The following is a 20,487-nucleotide window of genomic DNA, read 5'->3' as shown; positions in this document are numbered from 1 at the left end:
GTTGCGGGCCGGTTGAATCACGTCAGAACGGGGTATTTACACGCCGTCAGTCTCCTGCGGGTCGCCGTCAGCGTCCGCCTTGGTCTCGTGGCGGGTGCCCGGCTTGTGCTCTGGCGGAGCGTAGATGGAGTACAGCTTCGCTGGAACAGAGCCCTCGTTGGTGAAGTTGTGCCACTTGCCGGACGGAACGAATGCTGCCCAGTCAGGGCCGACAACTTGGTCAACTTCCAAGTCATCCTTGCTGGCACCGATCATGGCACGGAGCTCACCGGCTTCGAGGCGCAGGAACTGGTCGTGGCCACCGTGGATCTCAGCGCCAATCTCGCCTCCTGGCGGAATGGTCATGACGGTGAGCTGGAGGTACTCGCCGGTCCACAGGGTGTCACGGAAAGCCTCGTTGTCCAGGGTCGCCTTCTCAATGTCGACGACGTATGGGTTCGGTCCTTGGTCGTTATCAGTTGCCATGGTGTCCTCCTTAGGTGACGAATAATCAGGCAACCCCCATATTAGTCCTGTTCTCAGCCTTTGGTCTGGAAAAATATTCTGCAGGTATCGTGCGGGCATGAGCAATGACAACGTCCCTGAGCGCATCAAGCAGGCCGACTCGCGCCTGGCGCACATCACCCGCGCGAACGACACATGGGAAGAGGTGGGGGATCGCCTGGAGGAGGATTGGGCGCAGTTACGCACGCTCATTGAGTACTACGAGTCGCAGTGGGGCGCGGACATAGAGCAGTACCCGCTTGCCCCGTACGGCGTGCTGTCGGAGGACGGCGTGTGGAATGAGATGGGGCGTTTCTACGAGGCAATGAAGGAGATCCGGGACGTGTCCACCCGCATCGTGCGCGAATATGAAGGCGACTACGAAGGCGACGCCTAGATTACGTCCGCTGCCTCTTCCACGGCGTGCTCGTCGCTGAGCTTCGCCTCCACGTCCGGGGTGACTGGCTTCTCAACAGTGCTCACAGCGTCTTGGTTACCCACTTCTTGTGGCGCGGCCGGCTTAATACCGAAGAACGTGTCCAGCCCCTTCACGTTGAATTGCGTGGCCATGTAGCGCGAGTTGTTCGAGGTGTTCCACTGTGACACCACGAGGTCAAGGTTGTCCAAGGTGGAGCCGGGAACGATATAGCCGCCGTAGAGCTGCGTGAAGTTGTTTTCATTCTGTGTGCCATACCAGCCGCGTTTACCGGCGACCACGGCGTGGGCAGGTGTAATCGCGTTCCAGTCAGCCGCGATGGTGGGGGAGATGCGCACTTCAATCGAGGCGGTTCGCTCGTTGAACATCGCCAGCACCCAGTGGCCTTGGATGTAGCGCAGGGACATTTCGCCGGCACGGACGTTGTCGCTCAGAATCGGAACCAGGTCGCCGCCCCACGTTCCGGTGCGCGGGTTGAAACGCTCCCACCGCGCCGGGCTCGCAATATCAGTCTCACGGAACCGCGACAGATACACCGGGTGGTTGCGCTTAAATTCAGAGGACACCACGTAGATGTACCCGTCTGGCCCCATCTCCCAGCTGATCAGGTTGCCCATCCCATCAAGGTGGTTCGCGGGGCTTTTGCTTATCGACGTCCACCTCGCACCCCCGTCCACCGACCTCCAGATCTCCGTCTGCAGCACGTTGCCGATGCCTCGGTTCCACATGCCCTGCATGTACAGAGTCCCGCCTAGGTTGATCACGTCGGAAGGGATGAGGGTGAGGCCGTTGTCGTGGTGGTAATCGACGAGCTGTTGGACCTTGTCGCCGCGGTTAAGCGGAGCGATGAAGCGGATGCGGCCGTTCTCATCGCGCACGGCGCGGACCCCGACGGGGCTGAGCCACTCACCTTGACCGAATCCGGGACCGGTAAAGGAATCGCCGAAGATGACGCCGAATTGTTTGCCTAGTTCTTCCGCGATTCCCAGTGGCACCATGATGCCCAGGTCCACTGCGCCAAGCCCCACGACGTGCTGGTGCCTGTCCAGCAGATCTCCGATGAGCTTGACGGTGAGGCCCTCGCTGATGGTCTTCGGGGTGTTGTTTCGGTGGTGGGGCACGGAGCTGCCCGGGAAACCGGAGCTGCCGGAACTCAACTGCGCGAAACCTGAGCTTTGGGCCTGCGCGGTCGGCATACTCACGGCGCTGGCAGCCAGTGTGACGGTAAGGACGGCTCCCGCCAAGCAGGAAAAAGGGGTGTGCAGGCGCTGAGGCATGGTGGGGACAGCTCGTTTCTATGTGAGGTGCGAGTTTTCTGGAGAGACTCTCGCAAGGACCAACGGTGGCGACCCGTTAATCGGTGGCGCGGTGGCGTCCGGCGTTGGTGCCTCTGTCAGAGTGATCGCGTTGGGCGCGGCGCAGGCGGACTTTCTCCACCTCGGAGAGTTCTACTTCCAGTTCTTCAGGTTTTTCTGGCGGGGCGACGGTGGTGGGGGTGTCCACAGTGCGCGCGGCACCCGTCGGCTTGGGCTGGTCTTCTGGGGCGACGGCGGCTGTACTATCCACGGTCACCGCCATCGTCCCATCCCCGAACTCATACACCTGGAACACATTGGGGGCGGGTATCTCCGTTACAGGGAGCGAGGGAAGATGCCGCAGTGTCTTGGCTGTGGAGTGGCGGGCAACATCTAAGGTCACAGCCCCATCGATGAGCATGGCACGAGCGAGGATCGGGGCGGGATCGCTGGTGAGTGTTTCCAGTAATACCCGCACCTCGGCACTGTCCTGCTCGCTGAGCGTGCCTAGGACACGGCCATCGCAGGTGACTACGACAGTGTCCTCATGCGTGCTCAGTTCCACCAACCATTGGCCGGGGGACATGCGCAGTATTTCCGCCTCGGTGTATTCACCGGTTGTCACGTCGACCAAGATGTGCTCGTCGGCACTGATTCCTCCCGAAGGCAACACGCCAGCGCCGTCTGCTGGATTGTTCCGGGGCACCACAAACTGGGGAAGGGCGAGGTGCACGGTGACGTCGTAGGTCCCCGTGAACCGGTCGAGTGCAAAGGTCGCTTGCGCAGTGGGGATGAAGCCACACTCGTGGATGACGTCCGTCAGGGCATAGTCAGTGCGGGTTGCCGCGTCGATCTCCCCGATGATGGCGCCGAAGGCGAGTGGCCAGCGCACCCGCCACGTGCCAGTTAGGGGGTATGGTTCAAGCTCCACGGAGGTGGCCAGGTTGTGTTCGGGACCGGCGGCGGTGGAGATGTGCTCAAAAAGAGTTGCCTGAACGGTGTTGCCCACGCGCACGTTCACGCCATTGCCCAAAGCGGCAGGGGTGAGTGGGTATCGAGGGGTGGGCTCCATGAGGAACCACTTTAGTCCGATGTGCCGTGGCCCGGCACAGTCGCAGAGCGCACAAAACTGCCAAAAGTGTTGCAAATGTTTCTAAAGTGACTAAAGTTATTCGAGTTATCGCGTTATTTTCCCAACGCAAAGGAATCTCTTGCAGATGATGCTGATGCTCAAGCGTCCCCGCACGTCCCGTATTGCCGCACTCGCCGGCGCTGGTCTTTTGGCCGCCTCGGCCTTAAGTTGTGGCGTTCCTGCTGCGTCTGCCGCGCCGGGTAACTCGTCGCTGCCACACATCCAGGTTCCCAACCTTGTGAGCCCTCTCGGTCAACCGACGCCGGAGGTTCAGCGCGCCGTCACCGATTTTGCCAACCAGCCGTGGGTGCCGGTGCAGGTGCGCGATGCACTGTTGCAGGGTCTGGCCTTCGCCGCCGGCACTGGTGAAATTGGTGGCCCGCCGCTTCCGGATAGTGCGCCGCATTTCCGTCAGGCTTTCTGGCCAACGGTGTCCCCGCATTGCATGGGGCCGGGGATGAACTCTACGGGAACTGCTATCGCCGTGCCGGGACCTGCTGATTTGCCTGTCCCGGCACCCAAGGCGGGGCAGGCCACGTTCGTCTTCACCGCACTGGGCACGCAGCCGGCTGCACGCGAGCAAGGGCAGATGCACGTGTACTGGGTCAACCTGGGCACTTTTCGCACGGGTGTAACGCCACTCCAGAACAACGGGATTAACCCAACAGGACCGGCAACTCTGTCTGGGGTTGCGGACACTGGGTCCGGCACGATCCTCGCGGTGGTTGCCGGTTCAGTGAATACAGGCGGCAAGAGCTGCGGGTTCGCACCCACGGCACTGGCGGCGAAAGTCAAGTAATGGCCATGAGCAACGGTTACGAGAGGGGAGACACGATGACTGTGGACCTTCACCCGGTGAAGCAAGAGACATTTGACATGAGCTCTAAGACCAACACGGACCCGAAGGGGTATCTCCGTGAGGTGGACACGTTCAAGGTTACGGATTTCGGCCTGTACATGGCGCGCGGGGCGAATCACCCGAAGTTCGGCTACCTCGAGAGTTGGTTGCTGCCCAATCTGAATCTGCGCGCCAACATTTTCCACTTCCGTGAAGGAGTGGAAGCGGAGCAGGACTACTACTTCGACATCGCGGAGATTGATATTCAGGGCAAAGTGTGGCGCACGCGCGACCTCTACGTTGACCTGGTGATGGTGCAGGGGGAGGCCATCGATGTGCTTGATATTGATGAGCTCGCCGCCGCCACCTCCGCCGGCTTAATCAGCGCGGAAGACGCGGAGAAGGCCATTGACGCCACGCTCAACGCGGTGGAGGGCATCACCCGCCACGACGATGATGCGATGGAGTGGCTCCGCGCTCAGGGTATTGAGTTGACGTGGGCTGACCAAGTGGAACTCATGCCAGTCGCATAGACTGCGCTGACAAAACCACTCTCCGAAAGGTTGGCTCATGGCCGGAGGCCTACTTGCACTGCTTGACGACGTCGCCCTGATCGCCCGCACCGCCGCCTCCAGCGCGGACGACGTTGCAGCTATGACAGCAAAAACATCGGCGAAAGCCGCCGGTGTTGTTATTGATGATGCTGCCGTTACCCCGCAGTACGTCACCGGTGTGACACCGGCGCGTGAGCTGCCGATGATCTGGAAGATCACAAAGGGCTCGCTGCGCAACAAACTGATCTTCATTCTCCCGGTGGCGTTGCTGCTTAATGCGGTTGCGCCGTGGGCACTCGTCCCCATCCTGATGCTGGGTGGGGCGTATTTGTGTTTTGAGGGGGCGGAGAAGATCGTCGATAAGCTTCTGCATGATGCGGAAGAACAAGCTGACCGTGCCGTCAACCGCGACGCGGAAGATGAGGACACCCTGGTCAAACGTGCCGTGACCACGGACCTGATCCTTTCGACGGAGATCATGATCATCGCCCTCGACGAAGTGGTGGACCAGCCGTTGTGGATGGAGTTCGCCGTGCTTGTTGCCGTGGCCCTGTTCATCACGGCGGCGGTGTACGGCGCGGTGGCGTTGCTGGTGAAGATCGACGATATTGGGCTCGGCATGATCGACCGTGGCCATGCTCCGGCGGTGGGCAGAGGCCTGGTCAAGGGTATGCCGTACGTGTTGCAGGCGATCGGCATCATCGGCACAGTGGCCATGCTGTGGGTCGGTGGGCACCTGATCATCCGTGGGCTGCACGAGGTGATTGGGTGGCACTGGCCCCATGATGTGCTGCAGCGTGGCGCGGAAGCCGTTGGTGGGGGAGCCGCCGGCTGGTTCGTGGACACCGGCGGGTCCCTCGTAGCGGGCCTGATTACAGGTTTTCTTGTGCTCTGCGTTGTGGAAGGCGTGCGAAAGATCGCGCATAAGAGCAAGGCGGAGTAGGGTTTAACCGTTCAAGGCCTGCCCGCGCGTGAGCGGGAGGCACATCCCACGCAAAAGGAGAGCGCGTGTCCCACCCAGAGTTCCGCAATGTAGCCATCGTCGCCCACGTTGACCACGGCAAAACCACCCTCGTCAACGCAATGCTGGAGCAGTCCGGCGTCTTCGGTGATCACGGCGAACACGGCGACCGTGTCATGGACTCCGGTGAGCTTGAATCGGAGCGCGGCATCACGATTTTGGCGAAAAACACCGCCATCCGCCGCCAAGGTGCCGGCAAGGACGGCCACGACCTGGTGATCAACGTGATTGACACCCCGGGCCACGCCGACTTCGGCGGTGAGGTTGAGCGCGGCCTTTCCATGGTCGACGGTGTTGTCCTGCTTATCGACGCCTCCGAGGGCCCCCTCCCACAAACCCGCTTCGTCCTGGGCAAGGCCCTGGAAGCGAAGAAGCCGGTGATCATCTGCGTGAACAAGACGGACCGCCCCGATGCGCGTATCGACGAAGTCGTGGAAGAAGCCCAGGACCTGCTGCTGGAGCTCGGTGCTGGCTTGGAGGATCCGGAGGCTGCCGAGGCCGCTGAGAACCTGCTGGAGCTGCCGGTGCTCTACACCTCCGGCCGTGCGGGCCGCGCCTCTCTGGAAAACCCGGGTAACGGCTCACTGCCCGACAGCGAAGATCTGCAGCCGCTTTTCGACGTCATCTACGACGTCTTGCCTGAGCCCTCTGCCGACATTGACGCCCCCTTCCAGGCGCAGGTGACCAACCTGGACTCCTCCTCCTTCCTGGGCCGTATCGCGCTGATCCGCGTGTTCCGTGGCTCCGTGAAGAAGGGCGACAACGTTGCCTGGGTCCATTACGACGAGGACGGGGAGCAGCACGTCAAGAACGTCCGCATCGCGGAACTCCTGGTCACCGAGGGGCTTGAGCGTGTTCCGGCGACCGGTGAGGTCGTGGCCGGTGATATCGCCGCCGTGTCTGGCATCGACGAGATCATGATCGGTGACTCCCTGTGTGACCCGAACAACGTGGAACCGCTGGACCGCATCAAGATCGACGACCCGGCGATCTCCATGACCATCGGCGTGAACACCTCCCCGATGGCCGGCCGCGGTGGCGGCGACAAGCTCACCGCCCGCCTGGTCAAGGCGCGTTTGGATCAGGAGCTCATCGGTAACGTGTCCATCAAGGTGCTGCCCACGGATCGTCCGGATGCGTGGGAAGTCCAGGGGCGCGGTGAGATGGCGTTGACGGTGCTGATTGAGACGATGCGTCGTGAAGGCTTCGAGCTCACCGTGGGCAAGCCACAGGTGGTGACGAAGGAGGTCGACGGCAAGACCTACGAGCCGTATGACCACATGATCATCGATACCCCGGCCGAGCACCAGGGCGCCGTCACCCAGCTCATGGCTAACCGCAAGGGCCAGATGACAGCCATGGGCAACGCCGGCTCCGGCGACTGGGTCCGCATGGAATTCGACGTCCCGTCGCGCGGCCTCATCGGCTTCCGCACGACCTTCCTCACCGAGACCCGCGGCGCCGGTATCGCGAACTCTTACTCCATCGAGCACCGCCCGTGGGCCGGCGAGATCAAGGGCCGCCCCACCGGCTCCCTCGTCGCAGACCGTTCCGGCCAGGTCACCGCCTACGCGCTGCAGCAACTCTCTGACCGCGGTGAGTTCTTCGTCGAGCCCGGCGCGGAAACCTATGAGGGGATGGTCGTCGGCGCGAATAGTCGTGATGAGGACATGGACATCAACATCACGAAGGAGAAGAAGCTCACCAACATGCGCGCGGCGTCCGCCGATACGACGGTGACTTTGGCCAAGGCGAAGACTCTCTCGCTCGAAGAGGCCATTGAGTTCTGTGACGACGACGAATGCGTCGAGGTCACCCCCAACGTCATGCGCGTGCGCAAGCTCATCCTGGGAGCCACGGAACGCGGTCGCGCCCGCTCCCGTGCGAAGCAGTTGAATAAGTAAGCATGAAGGGAGCACTTCGCCTATCGACGATCCCCCTTCTCCTCGCCCTTTCCGCCTGCACCGCTAACCCCGGTCCGCCGCCGATTGTGGAGGAGGAGACGACCACCACCACCTCGACTACTGCGCCCGCCCCGGCGGAGCGCTCCGAGGTCCGCGTGGGGGTCGCGCCACTGCGCAATGGCTTCAACCCGCATCTGGCTGCGGATGAGAATGCCACGGTGAATGACATTGCGGAGCTGACCCTTCCCAGTCCTTTCATGCGTGGCCCGGAGGGGGAGTGGCTGCTCAACACCAATGTGGCGGAGAGCGCTGACCTAGTTCCGGACACGGAGCAGATGACGGTGCGCTACCAGATCAATCCCGCCGCCCAGTGGTCTGATGGCAGCCCGCTCACCGGCGCGGATTTTGTGTACTTGTGGCGCGGCATGGTGTCCACCCCAGGCACGGTCGCCTCAGCTGCGTACCGCGCTATCAGCGACATCCGGGTGAGTGGTTCCGGTAAGACCGTCGACGTGGTGTTCGCGGAGCCGGTGCAGGAGTGGCAGTTCCTGTTCACGCACCTCCTTCCGTCGCACCTGCTGGATTCTGGGGCGAGCGATTTCGCCACTGCCCTTGCCAGCACTATTCCTGCTTCCGCTGGCCGCTACATGGTGAATTCCGTGGATCAGGCCGCGGGCGTCATCGTGTTGAACCGGAATGACAGGTTTTGGGGGGAAGATCCGGCGGGGATCGATATCCTCACCCTCGCCGCCGCGCGTTCGACGGATCAGGTGGCGGATCGTCTCCGCTCCGGCCAGTACGCCTTTGTGGACCACGTGCCGGGGGAGACCTCCCTGGACACGTACTCTCTCATCCCAGACACCCAGGTGGAGATGCGGGAAGGCCCGCGCGAACTCGGCGTGACCATGTCTGTTGATTCGCCGGTCCTTGGGGAACTCGCCGCGCGTGAAGCTCTGACGTCGCTTATCGACGTCCCCCTTATCTCCCGCATCGCCTCCGGCCGCACCTCCACCCCTGTTGAGTCTTCTCGCGCCGCTTCTGCTGACCCGGCGGAGTCCGCCGCCGCGATTCCTGCGACTCAGAAACGGCCGCTGCGGATTGCTGCGGACCCGCGCGATAGTGAGGCGATGCCTGCGGCGCGCGCCATCGTGGATGTGCTCAATGGCCACGATATTCCCGCGGAGGCTGTTGCTGCAGACATGACCGACATCGCAAAGCGTCTGCCGGACGGTGAGATTGATGCTGTTGTTGGCTGGTCCCTGCCCACCAGTCCCAGTGCGTGGGCGAGCGCAGTTCAGTGCCCAGCTGAGGACGGCATCGTGGCCGGCAACTTGAGCGGGTTGTGCCTGCCGGAGACGGAAGCCTTGGCGGCAGACATCCTTCAAGGTGACACTGATGCTAAGCAGGTGGCTGACCTATTGAAGAAGGAGGCGGTATGGCTGCCACTGCTCCGCGAGGAACACATCGTGGCAATGGGCACTGCCTTGTCTTCCCCCTCCCGCATTGATGAACCTGATGCACGTCTAACCGCAGCCCCTGCTTGGGTACTTAAGAGCCCGGCAGGCAACCTCGAGAAGGAGACCGAACATGTCCCGTGATCTCACAGGTTTCAGAGTCGTGGCTGTCCACGCCCACCCGGATGATGAGTCCCTGTTCACCGGTGGCGCCCTTGCCTCCTTGGCACGCCGTGGTGCAGATGTCCTCGTGGTCACCTGCACACTGGGTGAGGAGGGAGAGGTCATCGGGGAGCGCTACCAACACCTTGTCAATGACCACGCCGACCAACTCGGTGGGTTCCGCATCCACGAGCTGAACGCGGCCCTGGACATCCTGGGTGTGCGTGGGGAATTCCTCGGCGGCGCTGGCATGTACCGCGATTCGGGCATGGCGGGCTCACCCGCAAGCCGGAACCCCAAGGCTTTTGTGAATTCAGGCCAGCGCGCCGTCGACGACCTCGTGGCGGTGTTTGAGCGTGAGCGCCCCCACTTGGTGATCACCTACGACCCCAACGGTGGTTACGGACACCCCGACCACATCCGTGCCCATGAGATCACCCATGTCGCAGCTGAACGCGTGGACATCCCGCGCATCCTGTGGTCAGCGCTTCTGCGCAGCGAGCTTGACGGGATGATCCCCACCCATATCCCCGCCGGCTGGACCCAGCCGAAGCCCGGCGAACTTGACGCCGTCGACACAGTGGACACGTGGGTGGAAATGGACGACGCCACCTACGCCGCCAAAACCGACGCCATGCGCGCCCACGCCACCCAGATCTGGATCGCAGACGGCTCCGTGTCCACCACCAACCCTCACGCCGCTTTCGCCACCGCACCTGATCCCACCGTGGTCACCTACGCACTGTCCAACCTCATCGCCCAACCCATCCTGCGCCGCGAACACTACTGCGTCGGCGCGGGCCTTCCGCTGGAACCCGGCGCGGACATCGCCAGCGGAATCCTCCGATGAACCCCCAGCCACAGCCACGCTCCGACTTCACACCCGCAGAAGCCCGCGCTGGCATCACCTGGCTCAGCGTCGGCGCACTGGTGGCGCTGCTGGTGGAGGTCGGTTCCCTCGACGTGCTCTGGGGGATTCCGGCCATTATCGCCGCCTGGGTGTTGGGTGGAGTGGGGACGAAGACGGGGAGACTGTGGTCGCAGAAAAGCATCATTGCTTTCGTACCCACCTTGACGTGGCTGGTGGGCCTCGCACTGCTCTACATCGGGCCCGAAGTGACCCGTGAGCTGCTGCGCACCCACCATATTCAGGCGCTGCTCTTGCTTGTCGCGGGTACGGCGGGAGGCATTTGGCCCTTACTGCGAGCCAAGTGACATACTGGACCCAACCGATTAAAACCGGAGGAGACCCCTTGACCTACATCATCGCTGAACCATGCGTTGACGTGCTCGACCGTTCATGTGTGGAGGAATGCCCCGTCGACTGCATCTATGAGGGCAAGCGCATGCTCTACATTCACCCCGACGAATGCGTGGACTGTGGCGCCTGCGAACCTGCCTGCCCCGTCGAAGCCATCTTCTATGAAGACGACCTTCCCGATGAGTGGAACGACTACTACGACGCCAACGTCGCATTTTTCGACGACCTTGGCTCCCCAGGTGGCGCCGCCGCCGAAGGCCCTTACGACTTCGACCACCCCTTCGTGGCCGCGTTGCCACCGATGAACCAGGAGTAGGACATGGGGCCGCGCCAATCGCTCAGCCAGGTCTTGCCGGACTTCCCGTGGGACACCATCGCCGACGTGAAGGCGCGCGCCGCGTCCCACCCTGACGGCCTCGTGGACCTATCCGTGGGCGGGCCCGTTGACCCCGTCCCGCCGCCTATCCAGCTCGCACTGGCGGAAAACTCAGCCGCGCCGGGGTACCCGCAGACCACCGGTACACCTGAACTGCGGGAGGCGATCGTCTCCGCGCTGACGCGTCGCTTCGGCATTGAAGGGCTGAGCGAGAACGCTGTGTTGCCCACCATCGGGCTAAAAGAAGTCGTGGCGTGGTTGCCCACGATGCTGGGGCTGCGGGGGCAGACCGTTGTGATTCCGGAGGTCGCGTACCCCACCTACGAAGTCGGCGCGCTCATTGCTGGGTGCAACGTTGTGCGTTGCGACGATCCCTCCCAAGCCCCTCGCGACACCGCCCTCGTCTTCCTCAATTCCCCCTCCAACCCGACCGGTGCCGTGGCCTCTGTGGAGCAGCTGCGCGCCTGGGTCGCGTTTGCGCGGGAGACCGGTGCCATCATCGCCTCCGATGAGTGCTACCTGTACCTCGGGTGGTCCGTTGAGCCGGTGTCGTTGCTGCACCCGTCTGTGACGGATGGTGATAACACTGGGCTGTTGGCGCTGCACTCCCTGTCTAAGACGTCCAATATGGCGTCCTACCGGTGCGGCATGGTCTCCGGCGACGAGGCACTGGTGCAGGAGCTTCTGGAGGTACGCAAGCACACCGGCCTCATCGTCCCCGGACCGATCCAACACGCCATGGTTGCTGCACTGGAGTCCGACATGCATGAGGAGATGCAGCGCTCCACCTACGCCATGCGGCGCCTTGAGTTGCTCAAAGCTCTTCCCACGGCTGGCTTCACCGTCGACTATTCGGATGCGGGCCTCTACCTCTGGGCACGCCGCGATGGCATGGATGCTCGCCAGGCCCTCGACTGGCTCGCCGAACGCGGCATCCTCGCTGCCCCCGGTGATTTCTACGGTCCTGCCGGCGCCCAGCATGTCCGTATCGCCCTGACAGCGACCGATGAGCGCATCGCCGCCGCAGCTGCTCGCCTGGGTTCCTAAAACACGCCCAACAAGCGTGGGGTTTCGGCAGGCTGTGTCTCACAGAGTAAGATTGCCGGGAGTTTAACGCGCCCTAAACAACCCGGCTTAAACAACCCGGACTGAGGAGAGATGCATGGTGGATGCGGTTTCGTCGTCGCCCGGGAAAGCGAGGAAAGCGGGGAAGATCGTTGATAGTGCCCGCGAGTTCATCAAGTTCGGCATCGTGGGTGGCTCGGGTGTGCTGGTGAACCTGCTCGTGGTGTTCATCGCCACGAAGAGTTTCAGCGTCGGGTGGGGCATCCATGAGAATGATGTGTTTTTCAACCTCTTTGGCACCCGGTGGAATATTCGTTGGTACCACGTGATCATGACGATCGCCTTCGTCGTGGCTAACACCTGGAATTACCAGTTGAACCGCTCATGGACGTTTAAGAATGTGCCAAAGCGGTCCTGGTTGCGCGGGTTTTTCCCTTTCCTGACCACGGGCATCGTGGCATTTGTGGTCAGCCAAACGGTGGCGACATTGCTGATGAACCCGACATCGCCGATCGCGCTGCCGGATCACATCTTCGATGGCTCCACCGGCCTGCGCACCAAGTTCTACTGGTCCGCAGGTATCTCGACGTTGGTGGCTATGCCCGTGAACTTCATCATCAACAAGCTCTGGACTTTTGGGCGCCCCAAAGTCATCCGTATTGAAACGGTTGAAACGGTTTAAACGGTCTAAACAGCACGTTCAACGCGCCCCATTCGCTGTGTTTGTTGGGCACCGCGTACCCGTTGGGTGAGCGCCAGATGGGTTGAGGGCCGATCGTGTCCACTCGGCCGCGGCGCACAACACCAGGGTCGTCGTCATTGGTGCCGTTGTGGTAGCGGCAGAGGGGGACGAGGTTAGCAATGTTCGTCTCACCACCATGTTTCCACGCCTTGATGTGGTGGATGTCGCAGTTATCTGCACCATGCCGGCACCCAGGCACCGGACACACCGGCATCACAGCCTTAGCTAGGTCCCGCTGCTTCTGGTTGGCAAAGCGCTGCGTCCGGTAGAGATTCACGGCGCCTTCCTGCGGGTGGAACAGCGCTACCTCAAGCTCGGCACCGTGGTACTTGGCCAGGTAGTGCGCACCGGTGATGGTGGTGCCGTCGGTAAGCCCGAGCACAGTCTCGTCGCCCTCGCCCCGCAAGATGCGCACAAACGACGGCAGCGGAATAACCACCAGCGGACGGGGAGCCGCGGGAGGAACCCCGGAGCCTTCGCCACGCAAGAGCTCCAAGAGAGGGACGACCATCTGCTCCGCGGCCGGCTTCGCCGGATCGATGTGTGAGAGCAGCGCATGCTCCAAGTCCGCCATATCGCGCGCCGGGGCAATCAGTGTCATGCCGCCCATTTCCTCGCGCGGAGTGTGGAATCGCACTTGCGGCTTCGGTTTCGGGGGCTTTGGGCGGGGGATGAGGCGGTCGGCGCGACGTCGTAAAGCCTCATACGTGCAATGCGACGTCAAGAGGGCGCGGCGCAGGCGCATACGCTCACCGAAGGGCTCAATATGCGCAATTCGCTTCTCGACGAACACCAGCTGCTCCACCGTAAACCCACCCGCCAACGCCTCTTCCCGGGCGAGCTTTTGCTGCTTCGGGGTGCGCGTTGGCCCCCAGTAAGCGTGGTGGACTTTGCTGAGGTCGGCGACCTGGCGTGGCGACATCCCAGCGGCGATGGCACGGTCGCGGTCAAAGCCCTCGAGGGCGGTGAGCGCGGCGCCGGAGAGGGCCTCCAGGAGTTCGTCGAATGTCATGCCTCGGACGCTATGCGGAGCGAAGTGGCCCCGCAAGCATCACGTGGCAAGGCTGTGGATAACCGTAGTGACACGTCTACAAAACGGCGTTTTATCCACAGAAACGGGCGCTGGGCTAGTTTTTGTGCAGCTCCTCATTGAGTTCCACGGCCTTCGCGCGGGTGGCTTCGACGGCACCGGTGAGGGAATTGCGACGGAACAGGAGACCATCCTTGCCGGACAGCTCCAGGGCTTTTACTTCTGTTCCGTCGCTGAGACGGACTTTGGTGCCGGCGGTGAGGTAGAGGCCGGCTTCGACAACGCAGTCGTTGCCAAGCGAGATACCCACGCCCGCGTTGGCGCCGAGCAGGCAGCGCTGTCCGATGGTGATGGTTTCTTTTCCGCCGCCGCTCAACGTGCCCATGATGGACGCGCCACCGCCGATGTCCGTGCCATCGCCGACAACGACGCCGGCAGAAATGCGACCTTCGACCATGGAAGCGCCGAGGGTGCCGGCGTTGAAGTTCACAAAGCCTTCATGCATGACGGTGGTGCCTTCGGCTAGGTGGGCACCTAGGCGGACGCGGTCAGCATCGCCGATGCGCACACCGGACGGCACAACGTAATCCACCATGCGTGGGAATTTATCCACGGAGTAGACCACTACCGGTCCCTTCGCAGCGAGTCGCCCCCGCGTCATCTGAAAATCGCCGACAGCGCAGGGTCCGTAATTCGTCCACACGACGTTGGACAACAGGCCGAAGATGCCGTCCATGTTCGCGCCGTGGGGGCGGATGAGGCGGTGGGAGAGGAGGTGGAGGCGCAGGTAGACGTCGTAAGCATCGACGGCCGGCTGGGTCAGATCCGCGATCGTTGTTTCCACCGCTACGCGCGCTACACCGCGCTCTTCATCAGGGCCAACCAGCGCGGCGAAACGGGCGTCAGGTTCCTCGAGGCGCTGTGTCCCCGTGGCACTAACCGCCTCCCCAACCTTGGGGGCTGGGTACCAGACGTCGAGGACGGTGCCGTCGTAGGTCAGTGTTGCTATGCCACGGGCGTGTGCAGTAGTCGGGGAAGTCATGCCCACTACTTTAGGGCGCTGCGCTTCTTCGTCAGGAGCGACAAGCCGACCAAAACGGCCGACAGGATGGTGACGGAGATGACTTGGGAGCGGGCGGAGTCGTCGAAAAGCATGAGCACGGTGAGCCCGAGCAAAGCGGCCAGAGTGACCCACGGGACCCACGTGGCGCCGCGCACGCGGACGGCGGACGAGGTGATGCGTGGGTGCAGTTTGATGAAGCTGAGCGTGATCATGATCCACGTGACAATGAGGCAGCCACCGGTGGCGGACATGATGAAGTCGATCATGCCTGGCGGGTTCCACCACTGCAGACCCACAGCGAGGAAGGCGAAGAACACGGAGATGAGCACCGAGTTCATGGGCACATTGTTGGCGTTGGTTTTAGCCATCCACTTCGGGGCGTCACCTTCGAGGGCTTGCTGGTAGGCGAGGCGGGAGGTGCCGTAGATCTGGGCGTTGAACGCGGAGAGCAGCGCGAGCACAATGACCACTTCCATGAACGCGGCGGCGCCCGGGATGTTGGCCATGTCGAGCACGGCGGTGAAGGGCGAGTCCGCGGCGGAATCCGCGCCATCGATGGAGGCGTAGGGCAGCAGCAGCGTGATCACGGCGACGGAGCCGAGGTAGAACACGGCGATGCGCCAGATGATGGAATTCACGGCGCGCTTGACGTTGTTGGCCGGGTTCTCGGACTCGGCGGCGGCGATGGTGACCACCTCAATACCGCCGAAAGCAAACGCGACGGCGAGAAGACCAGCGGCGATACCGGCGATGCCGTTGGGGGCGAAGCCGGACTCGCGTACATTGTCAAAGCCAACGAAGCCGCTCGCTGGCAGCACGCCGAGCCACAAGAGTACGCCGATGATGAGGAAGCCCACGATCACCGCGATCTTGATCATGGCGAACCAGTATTCAAACTCGCCGAACCCCTTGACTTGGGCGAGGTTCACGGCGGTGAGAATGACAACAACGATGAGTCCCGGAATCCACTGCGGCACGTCGAACCAAGAGGCCATCATGGCGGATGCGCCGGTGAGCTCGGCACCGCACGCCATGATCAGCAGGAAGTAATACAGCCAGCCGAGTAGGAAACCAGCCCAGTGGCCGAAAGCCATGCGCCCGTAGGTGGCAAAAGACCCCGACGAGGGGTGCGCGGCCGCCATCTCGCCGAGCATGCGCATCACAGCGATGACGATGAGCCCGGCGATCGCGTATGCAACAAGAATCGCGGGGCCGGCCGCGCGGATGCCCACACCGACGCCGAGGAACAGGCCGGCACCCACTGCGGTGCCTAGGCCCATGAGGGTGAGGTGCCGGGATTTCAGGCCGGTGCCGAGTTCGCTTGTCTGCGCCCCCATTAACCCGCAGTCGTCCCTTCCGGCTTACGCGTCCACAGGAGACCGGCGAGAGTGATGACACCGACGACGACGGCAACGGCGAACATCTGGAAACGCCCGTCCGGATCGGAGAGCATCAGCAGGATGACACCGGCGGTAAGCGCAATCATGATCCAGGGGAGGACATTGGGTGCCCACATGCGGACATCGGTGATTTCGCCATTGTCGACGAGTTTCGGGTGCAGGCGCACAAACGACAGTGCAACGGCGATCCACAGCACGATGAGGCAGCCACCGACAGCGTTGAGCAGGAAGGCGAGCAGCCCCGGCGGGTTCCAGTACTGGAGTGCCACGGCGACGAATCCGAAGAACACGGACACGACGACGGCGCGGACGGGAACACCGCGGTTATCGGTCTGGGCGAAGGCCGTGGGGGCGTCCCCACGCACGGCGAGGTTCTGCAGGAAGCGGGAGGAACCGTAGATCTGCGTGTTGCAGGCAGACAGCAGCGCCACGACGATGACGGCTTCCATGATGCCCACAGCACCCGGAATGTTGGCCATCTCCAGGACGGCGGTGAAGGGGGATTCAGCGGCAGAGTCGGCGCCACCGATCTGGTCGAAGGGCAGTAGCAGAATGATCAGGAGGACGGAGCCGATGTAGAACACGGAGATACGCCAGATGATGGAGCGGATCGCGGAGTGCACGCCGGCCTCTGGGTTTTCGGATTCAGCGGCAGCAACGGTGACAAGCTCAATTCCGCCGAAGGCGAATGCCACAGCCAAAAGCGCGGTAGCCACACCGGCCCAGCCGTTTGGCATGAAGCCGACTTCGCTGACGTTGGTCAGGCCAACGAAGCCCCCCGATGGCAGCAGGCCGAGCCACAGTGCCGCGCCGATGGCTAGGAAGGCAACAATGACGAGCACCTTGATCAGCGCGAACCAGAATTCGAATTCGCCGAAGTTCTTCACCGCTGCGAAGTTGATCACGGTGAAGACAGCAATGGCAGCCAGCGCCGGAATCCACGGGGAGATGCCAAACCAGTGGGCGACGATAGCGGAGGCACCGGTGATTTCAACGGCCATGATCATGATCATCATGAACCAGTACAGCCAGCCAATGGCGAAGCCGGCCCAGCGGCCAAAGGCCTGCTCAGCGTAGATGGAGAAGGTGCCGGAGGAGGGGCGTGCGGCAACCATCTCCGCGAGCATCTGCATGAAGCACACGGTGATGAAGCCAGCGACGATGTAGGCAAGGAGGACGGCGGGGCCCGCAGCGGCGATGCCAACGCCGGTGCCGAGGAAGAGTCCGGCACCGATGGCTGAGCCGAGGCCCATCATGGTGAGGTGGCGCGTTTTCAGACCGCGAGCAAGGGCGGTGGAATCGGCGACGGGGGAAATAGGTGTCGACATGTCCAACACTTTAAACCTCGCTGCGCAGAAGCTGACATTGTGCTCCGGTTTAGCAGTGTTGTGGGTGCCCTAGGTGCGCCAGCGAAGAACGGGGATAGTGGAATACGGCTCGTTCTGGATGCTCACGTTGTCCGAACCGGCGATGTTGGCAGCGGGGAAATCATTGCCTGTCGTGGGGTCGAAGATGGGAGTCTGTGGTTCCAGGATGACGCCGGCACCAACGCTGCAGTTGTTGCCCAAGCTGATGCCGTTGATGCTGGCGGTGGGGTGGAAGTAGCAGTTGTCGCCGATGCGCATGGGTGCGCGACCAAGATCGGTGGTGCGGGTGGCCATCAGCGCACTGCCACGTTCGAGAGTGCTGTGCGCGCCGACGACGACGAAGGAGGAGATGGTGCCTTCTACCCGCACTGGCCCGAGAGTGCCGGCGTTGTAGGAGACGTAGCCTTCGCGCACGACGGTGGTGCCTTCCGCGAGGTAAGCGCCCAGGCGGACGCGTTCAGCCTCCGCAATAGTGACACCGGTGGGCACCACGTAGTCCACCATGCGGGGCAGCCGTTCGATGCTGTACACGTGGATCGTTCCGCGGGAGCGCAGGTTTGTGCGCACGAATTCAAAATCATCGGGCAGGCACGGGCCCTTGTTGGTCCACGCGACGGGCACGAGCAGGTCCAGTGCGTCCGTCATGTTGATCTCCAGTGGCCGTACTTTGCGGTGGGAGAGCAGGTGGAGGCGCAGGTAGACGTCGAAAGCATCAATCGCAGGGGCGTCTAGGTCGGCGATTTCGGTGAGGATGGGAACCACTTCGACGTGCCTGTCCCGGTCCATGCCCACGAGGTTGAGCAGGCGCGGGGAAAGTTCGTTGGCGCTGACGCGGCGGGTGGAGGGGGTGGAGGCATCGTCGATAAGCGAAACTGCGGGGAACCAGGAATCGAGGACGGTTCCGTCGGCGGCGATGTGAGCAATTCCTAATGCGCGGGCTCCAACTGGCATATGCGTCATCGTACTAGGCTCGCTCGCGTGAATATTTTCGCCGACCCAGTTGAGCTGACCAAGCAGCTTATCGACGTCCCGTCCCCCTCCCACCACGAACACGCCCTCGCCGATGCCCTTGAGGGACCTCTGCGGGAGTTGCCTGGTGTGGAGGTCGTGCGGCGCGGCAATACGCTGGTAGCGCGGACGGACCGGGGGCTGCCGCAGCGGGTGGTGTTGGCGGGGCATATTGATACGGTGCCACTGGCGGACAACGTCCCGCACCACATGGAGGGGGACGTGCTGTGGGGGTGTGGTTCCGTGGACATGAAGTCCGGTATGGCGTGCTACATTCATGCTTTTGCCACGCTGTGTGATGCGGATGAGCTTGCTTTTGATCTCACCTTGATTTGCTACGAGGCGGAGGAAGTGGCCGCGCAATACAACGGCCTAGCGCTGCTGGAACGCGACTGCCCACAGCTTTTGGCGGGGGACTTGGCGCTGCTTGGCGAGCCATCGGGCGCCGTCATTGAGGCCGGCTGCCAGGGCAGCATCCGTGTTTTTATCACGGCGCGGGGCACTCGTGCGCATTCCGCGCGGGCTTGGCTGGGGCACAATGCGGCGCATGATCTCGCAGGCGTGCTGGCACGCATCGCAGCCTACGAGCCGCGCACTGTGACTATCGCCGGCTGCGAGTACCGAGAAGGCCTCAACGTCGTTGGTCTGTCAGGTGGCGTGGCCACGAACACCATCCCCGATGAAGCGCAGCTCACCGTGAATTTCCGCTTCGCACCCGACCGCAGCCTGGCAGACGCCAAGGCGCACCTGGAGGAGGTGCTGGCCCTCGAAGAAGGCTTGGAGCTGACCTACGACGACGCCGTTGGCGGCGCACTGCCCGGCCTGGAGAATCCGGTTGCGCAGGGGCTTTTGGCGGCTGTCGGTGGCGTTTACCGCGCCAAGTTCGGATGGACGGATGTAGCCCGCTTCTCTAGTCTGGGTATTCCGGCTGTGAACTTTGGCCCAGGCGATCCGGGTTTTGCCCATAAGATCGACGAGCAATGCCCCGTCTCACAGATTCAGGATGTTGCGAACGCCCTGATGGCATATCTCACCGGGGCCTAAGAGAACAGACAAGCACGACAGTATGAAGGCGAAGAATTTCCGTGGCTCCACACAAAACTCCCCGTCAGTCTTCCGGCCCTGGCCGTGACCGCACGCTTCGTGGCCCCATTTTGGCGCGCGATAGGGACGGGTTCGACCCGTCCACCTATGACCAGCGTCTGCTGGAGATGGGTCGCGCTGACCATGATTGGAAGCACGCTGATCCGTGGCGCGTGATGCGCATTACCTCAGAGTTCATCGCTGGTTTTGATGCGCTGCATGATCTGGATTGGGCAGTCACCGTGTTCGGTTCCGCACGCCTGGGCGAGGGGACCCCGGAGTATGAGCAAGCCCGCCAGCTCGGCACGGCATTGGTTGAGGCGGGCTACGCCGTGATCACCGGTGGCGGTCCTGGCCTCATGGAGGGGCCGAACCGTGGGGCGCATGACGCAGGAGGGACGTCGGTAGGCCTGGGCATTGAACTGCCGTTTGAGCAAGGGCTCAACGAGTGGGTCGATCTGGGGCTGAACTTCCGCTACTTTTTTGCGCGCAAGACCATGTTCCTCAAGTACTCCCAGGCCTTCGTGTCGCTGCCGGGTGGATTCGGCACAATGGATGAGGTTTTTGAGATCCTGTGCATGGTCCAGACGGGCAAGGTGACTAATTTCCCCATCGTCCTCCTCGGCACTGAATTCTGGGGTGGTCTGGTGGATTGGATCCGTTCACAGCTGCTCGGCCGTGGACTCATCTCGGACGGCGATGATCAGCTCTTCCTAGTCACAGATTCGGTGGATGAGGCGGTGGAGTACATCGTGCAGGCCCACTCCACGATGGCGGATCCCCGGAATATCCAGTGACCTCGCCTGCGCTACC

The 20,487-nt window shown here is 62.5% G+C and carries 21 protein-coding genes; 13 read left to right on the top strand and 8 right to left on the bottom strand.

Annotated features, from left to right (window positions below):
• Nucleotides 1-36 precede the first annotated feature (36 nt).
• Nucleotides 37-465, bottom strand: a complete 429-nt coding sequence (locus QP968_RS03745) for a cupin domain-containing protein (RefSeq protein WP_284855083.1) — start codon at nt 463-465, stop codon at nt 37-39.
• Nucleotides 466-562: 97 nt separating this feature from the next.
• Between QP968_RS03745 and QP968_RS03740 the strand changes: the two genes are divergently transcribed.
• The gene (locus QP968_RS03740) at nt 563-880 is read left to right on the top strand and encodes a DUF4298 domain-containing protein (RefSeq protein WP_284855082.1); all 318 of its coding nucleotides are present in this window, start codon (nt 563-565) and stop codon (nt 878-880) included.
• Here QP968_RS03740 and QP968_RS03735 read toward each other — a convergent pair.
• Entirely contained in the window at nt 877-2,115 is a 1,239-nt protein-coding gene (locus QP968_RS03735) for a DUF4185 domain-containing protein (protein WP_284855113.1), read from the bottom strand. The genes QP968_RS03740 and QP968_RS03735 overlap by 4 nt on opposite strands.
• Nucleotides 2,116-2,272: 157 nt before the next feature.
• Nucleotides 2,273-3,286, bottom strand: a complete 1,014-nt coding sequence (locus tag QP968_RS03730; RefSeq protein WP_284855081.1) for a hypothetical protein — start codon at nt 3,284-3,286, stop codon at nt 2,273-2,275.
• Between the two features lie 145 nt (nt 3,287-3,431).
• Between QP968_RS03730 and QP968_RS03725 the strand changes: the two genes are divergently transcribed.
• From QP968_RS03725 to QP968_RS03680, 10 genes are all read left to right on the top strand, one after another.
• Nucleotides 3,432-4,145 carry an Rv1157c family protein gene (locus QP968_RS03725; RefSeq protein WP_284855080.1) on the top strand — a complete coding sequence of 238 codons (714 nt, stop codon included), beginning with the start codon at nt 3,432-3,434 and terminating at the stop codon, nt 4,143-4,145.
• A 35-nt stretch (nt 4,146-4,180) separates the two neighbouring features.
• Nucleotides 4,181-4,717 (top strand): ribonuclease FAU-1 family protein, encoded by a 537-nt coding sequence (locus QP968_RS03720; protein WP_284855112.1) that lies wholly within the window; start codon nt 4,181-4,183, stop codon nt 4,715-4,717.
• Between the two features lie 37 nt (nt 4,718-4,754).
• The gene (locus QP968_RS03715; RefSeq protein WP_284855079.1) at nt 4,755-5,681 is read left to right on the top strand and encodes a DUF808 domain-containing protein; all 927 of its coding nucleotides are present in this window, start codon (nt 4,755-4,757) and stop codon (nt 5,679-5,681) included.
• 65 nt (nt 5,682-5,746) lie between these two features.
• Complete coding sequence (gene typA, locus QP968_RS03710; protein ID WP_284855078.1) at nt 5,747-7,663, top strand: translational GTPase TypA; 1,917 nt, start codon at nt 5,747-5,749, stop codon at nt 7,661-7,663.
• Between the two features lie 2 nt (nt 7,664-7,665).
• On the top strand, nt 7,666-9,261 hold the full coding sequence (locus QP968_RS03705) for an ABC transporter family substrate-binding protein (protein WP_284855077.1): 1,596 nt from the start codon (nt 7,666-7,668) through the stop codon (nt 9,259-9,261).
• Nucleotides 9,251-10,129, top strand: a complete 879-nt coding sequence (gene mshB / locus QP968_RS03700) for an N-acetyl-1-D-myo-inositol-2-amino-2-deoxy-alpha-D-glucopyranoside deacetylase (RefSeq protein WP_284855076.1) — start codon at nt 9,251-9,253, stop codon at nt 10,127-10,129. The genes QP968_RS03705 and mshB overlap by 11 nt, the downstream gene beginning before the upstream one ends.
• Nucleotides 10,126-10,494 carry a hypothetical protein gene (locus QP968_RS03695; RefSeq protein WP_284855075.1) on the top strand — a complete coding sequence of 123 codons (369 nt, stop codon included), beginning with the start codon at nt 10,126-10,128 and terminating at the stop codon, nt 10,492-10,494. Before mshB ends, QP968_RS03695 begins: the two co-directional genes overlap by 4 nt.
• A gap of 38 nt (nt 10,495-10,532) precedes the next feature.
• The gene (fdxA, locus tag QP968_RS03690) at nt 10,533-10,856 is read left to right on the top strand and encodes a ferredoxin (protein WP_034662523.1); all 324 of its coding nucleotides are present in this window, start codon (nt 10,533-10,535) and stop codon (nt 10,854-10,856) included.
• A gap of 3 nt (nt 10,857-10,859) precedes the next feature.
• Nucleotides 10,860-11,963 carry a succinyldiaminopimelate transaminase gene (gene dapC, locus QP968_RS03685; protein WP_284855074.1) on the top strand — a complete coding sequence of 368 codons (1,104 nt, stop codon included), beginning with the start codon at nt 10,860-10,862 and terminating at the stop codon, nt 11,961-11,963.
• A 115-nt stretch (nt 11,964-12,078) separates the two neighbouring features.
• Nucleotides 12,079-12,663 (top strand): GtrA family protein, encoded by a 585-nt coding sequence (locus QP968_RS03680; protein ID WP_284855073.1) that lies wholly within the window; start codon nt 12,079-12,081, stop codon nt 12,661-12,663.
• On the opposite strand, the gene QP968_RS03675 is transcribed toward QP968_RS03680, so the two are convergent.
• From QP968_RS03675 to QP968_RS03655, 5 genes are all read right to left on the bottom strand, one after another.
• Complete coding sequence (locus QP968_RS03675) at nt 12,632-13,735, bottom strand: HNH endonuclease signature motif containing protein (protein ID WP_284855072.1); 1,104 nt, start codon at nt 13,733-13,735, stop codon at nt 12,632-12,634. The two genes, QP968_RS03680 and QP968_RS03675, sit on opposite strands and share 32 nt — an antisense overlap.
• 115 nt (nt 13,736-13,850) lie before the next feature.
• Entirely contained in the window at nt 13,851-14,795 is a 945-nt protein-coding gene (gene dapD / locus QP968_RS03670) for a 2,3,4,5-tetrahydropyridine-2,6-dicarboxylate N-succinyltransferase (protein ID WP_284855071.1), read from the bottom strand.
• A gap of 5 nt (nt 14,796-14,800) precedes the next feature.
• A complete protein-coding gene (locus tag QP968_RS03665) occupies nt 14,801-16,153 on the bottom strand; it encodes an amino acid permease (RefSeq protein ID WP_284855070.1) in 1,353 nt (450 codons plus the stop codon).
• A complete protein-coding gene (locus tag QP968_RS03660) occupies nt 16,153-17,532 on the bottom strand; it encodes an amino acid permease (protein WP_502870025.1) in 1,380 nt (459 codons plus the stop codon). Before QP968_RS03660 ends, QP968_RS03665 begins: the two co-directional genes overlap by 1 nt.
• 81 nt (nt 17,533-17,613) lie before the next feature.
• The gene (locus QP968_RS03655) at nt 17,614-18,534 is read right to left on the bottom strand and encodes a DapH/DapD/GlmU-related protein (protein ID WP_284855068.1); all 921 of its coding nucleotides are present in this window, start codon (nt 18,532-18,534) and stop codon (nt 17,614-17,616) included.
• Between QP968_RS03655 and dapE the strand changes: the two genes are divergently transcribed.
• On the top strand, nt 18,535-19,635 hold the full coding sequence (dapE, locus tag QP968_RS03650; protein WP_284855067.1) for a succinyl-diaminopimelate desuccinylase: 1,101 nt from the start codon (nt 18,535-18,537) through the stop codon (nt 19,633-19,635).
• Nucleotides 19,636-19,676: 41 nt separating this feature from the next.
• Nucleotides 19,677-20,471 (top strand): LOG family protein, encoded by a 795-nt coding sequence (locus tag QP968_RS03645; protein ID WP_284855066.1) that lies wholly within the window; start codon nt 19,677-19,679, stop codon nt 20,469-20,471.
• Nucleotides 20,472-20,487 lie beyond the last annotated feature (16 nt).

It is taken from the genome of Corynebacterium sp. MSK041 (assembly GCF_030232265.1).
Classification (GTDB): Bacteria; Actinomycetota; Actinomycetes; order Mycobacteriales; family Mycobacteriaceae; genus Corynebacterium.
The sequence above is the reverse complement of the archived record's forward strand: the minus strand, read 5'-3'. Positions and strand labels throughout refer to the sequence as shown.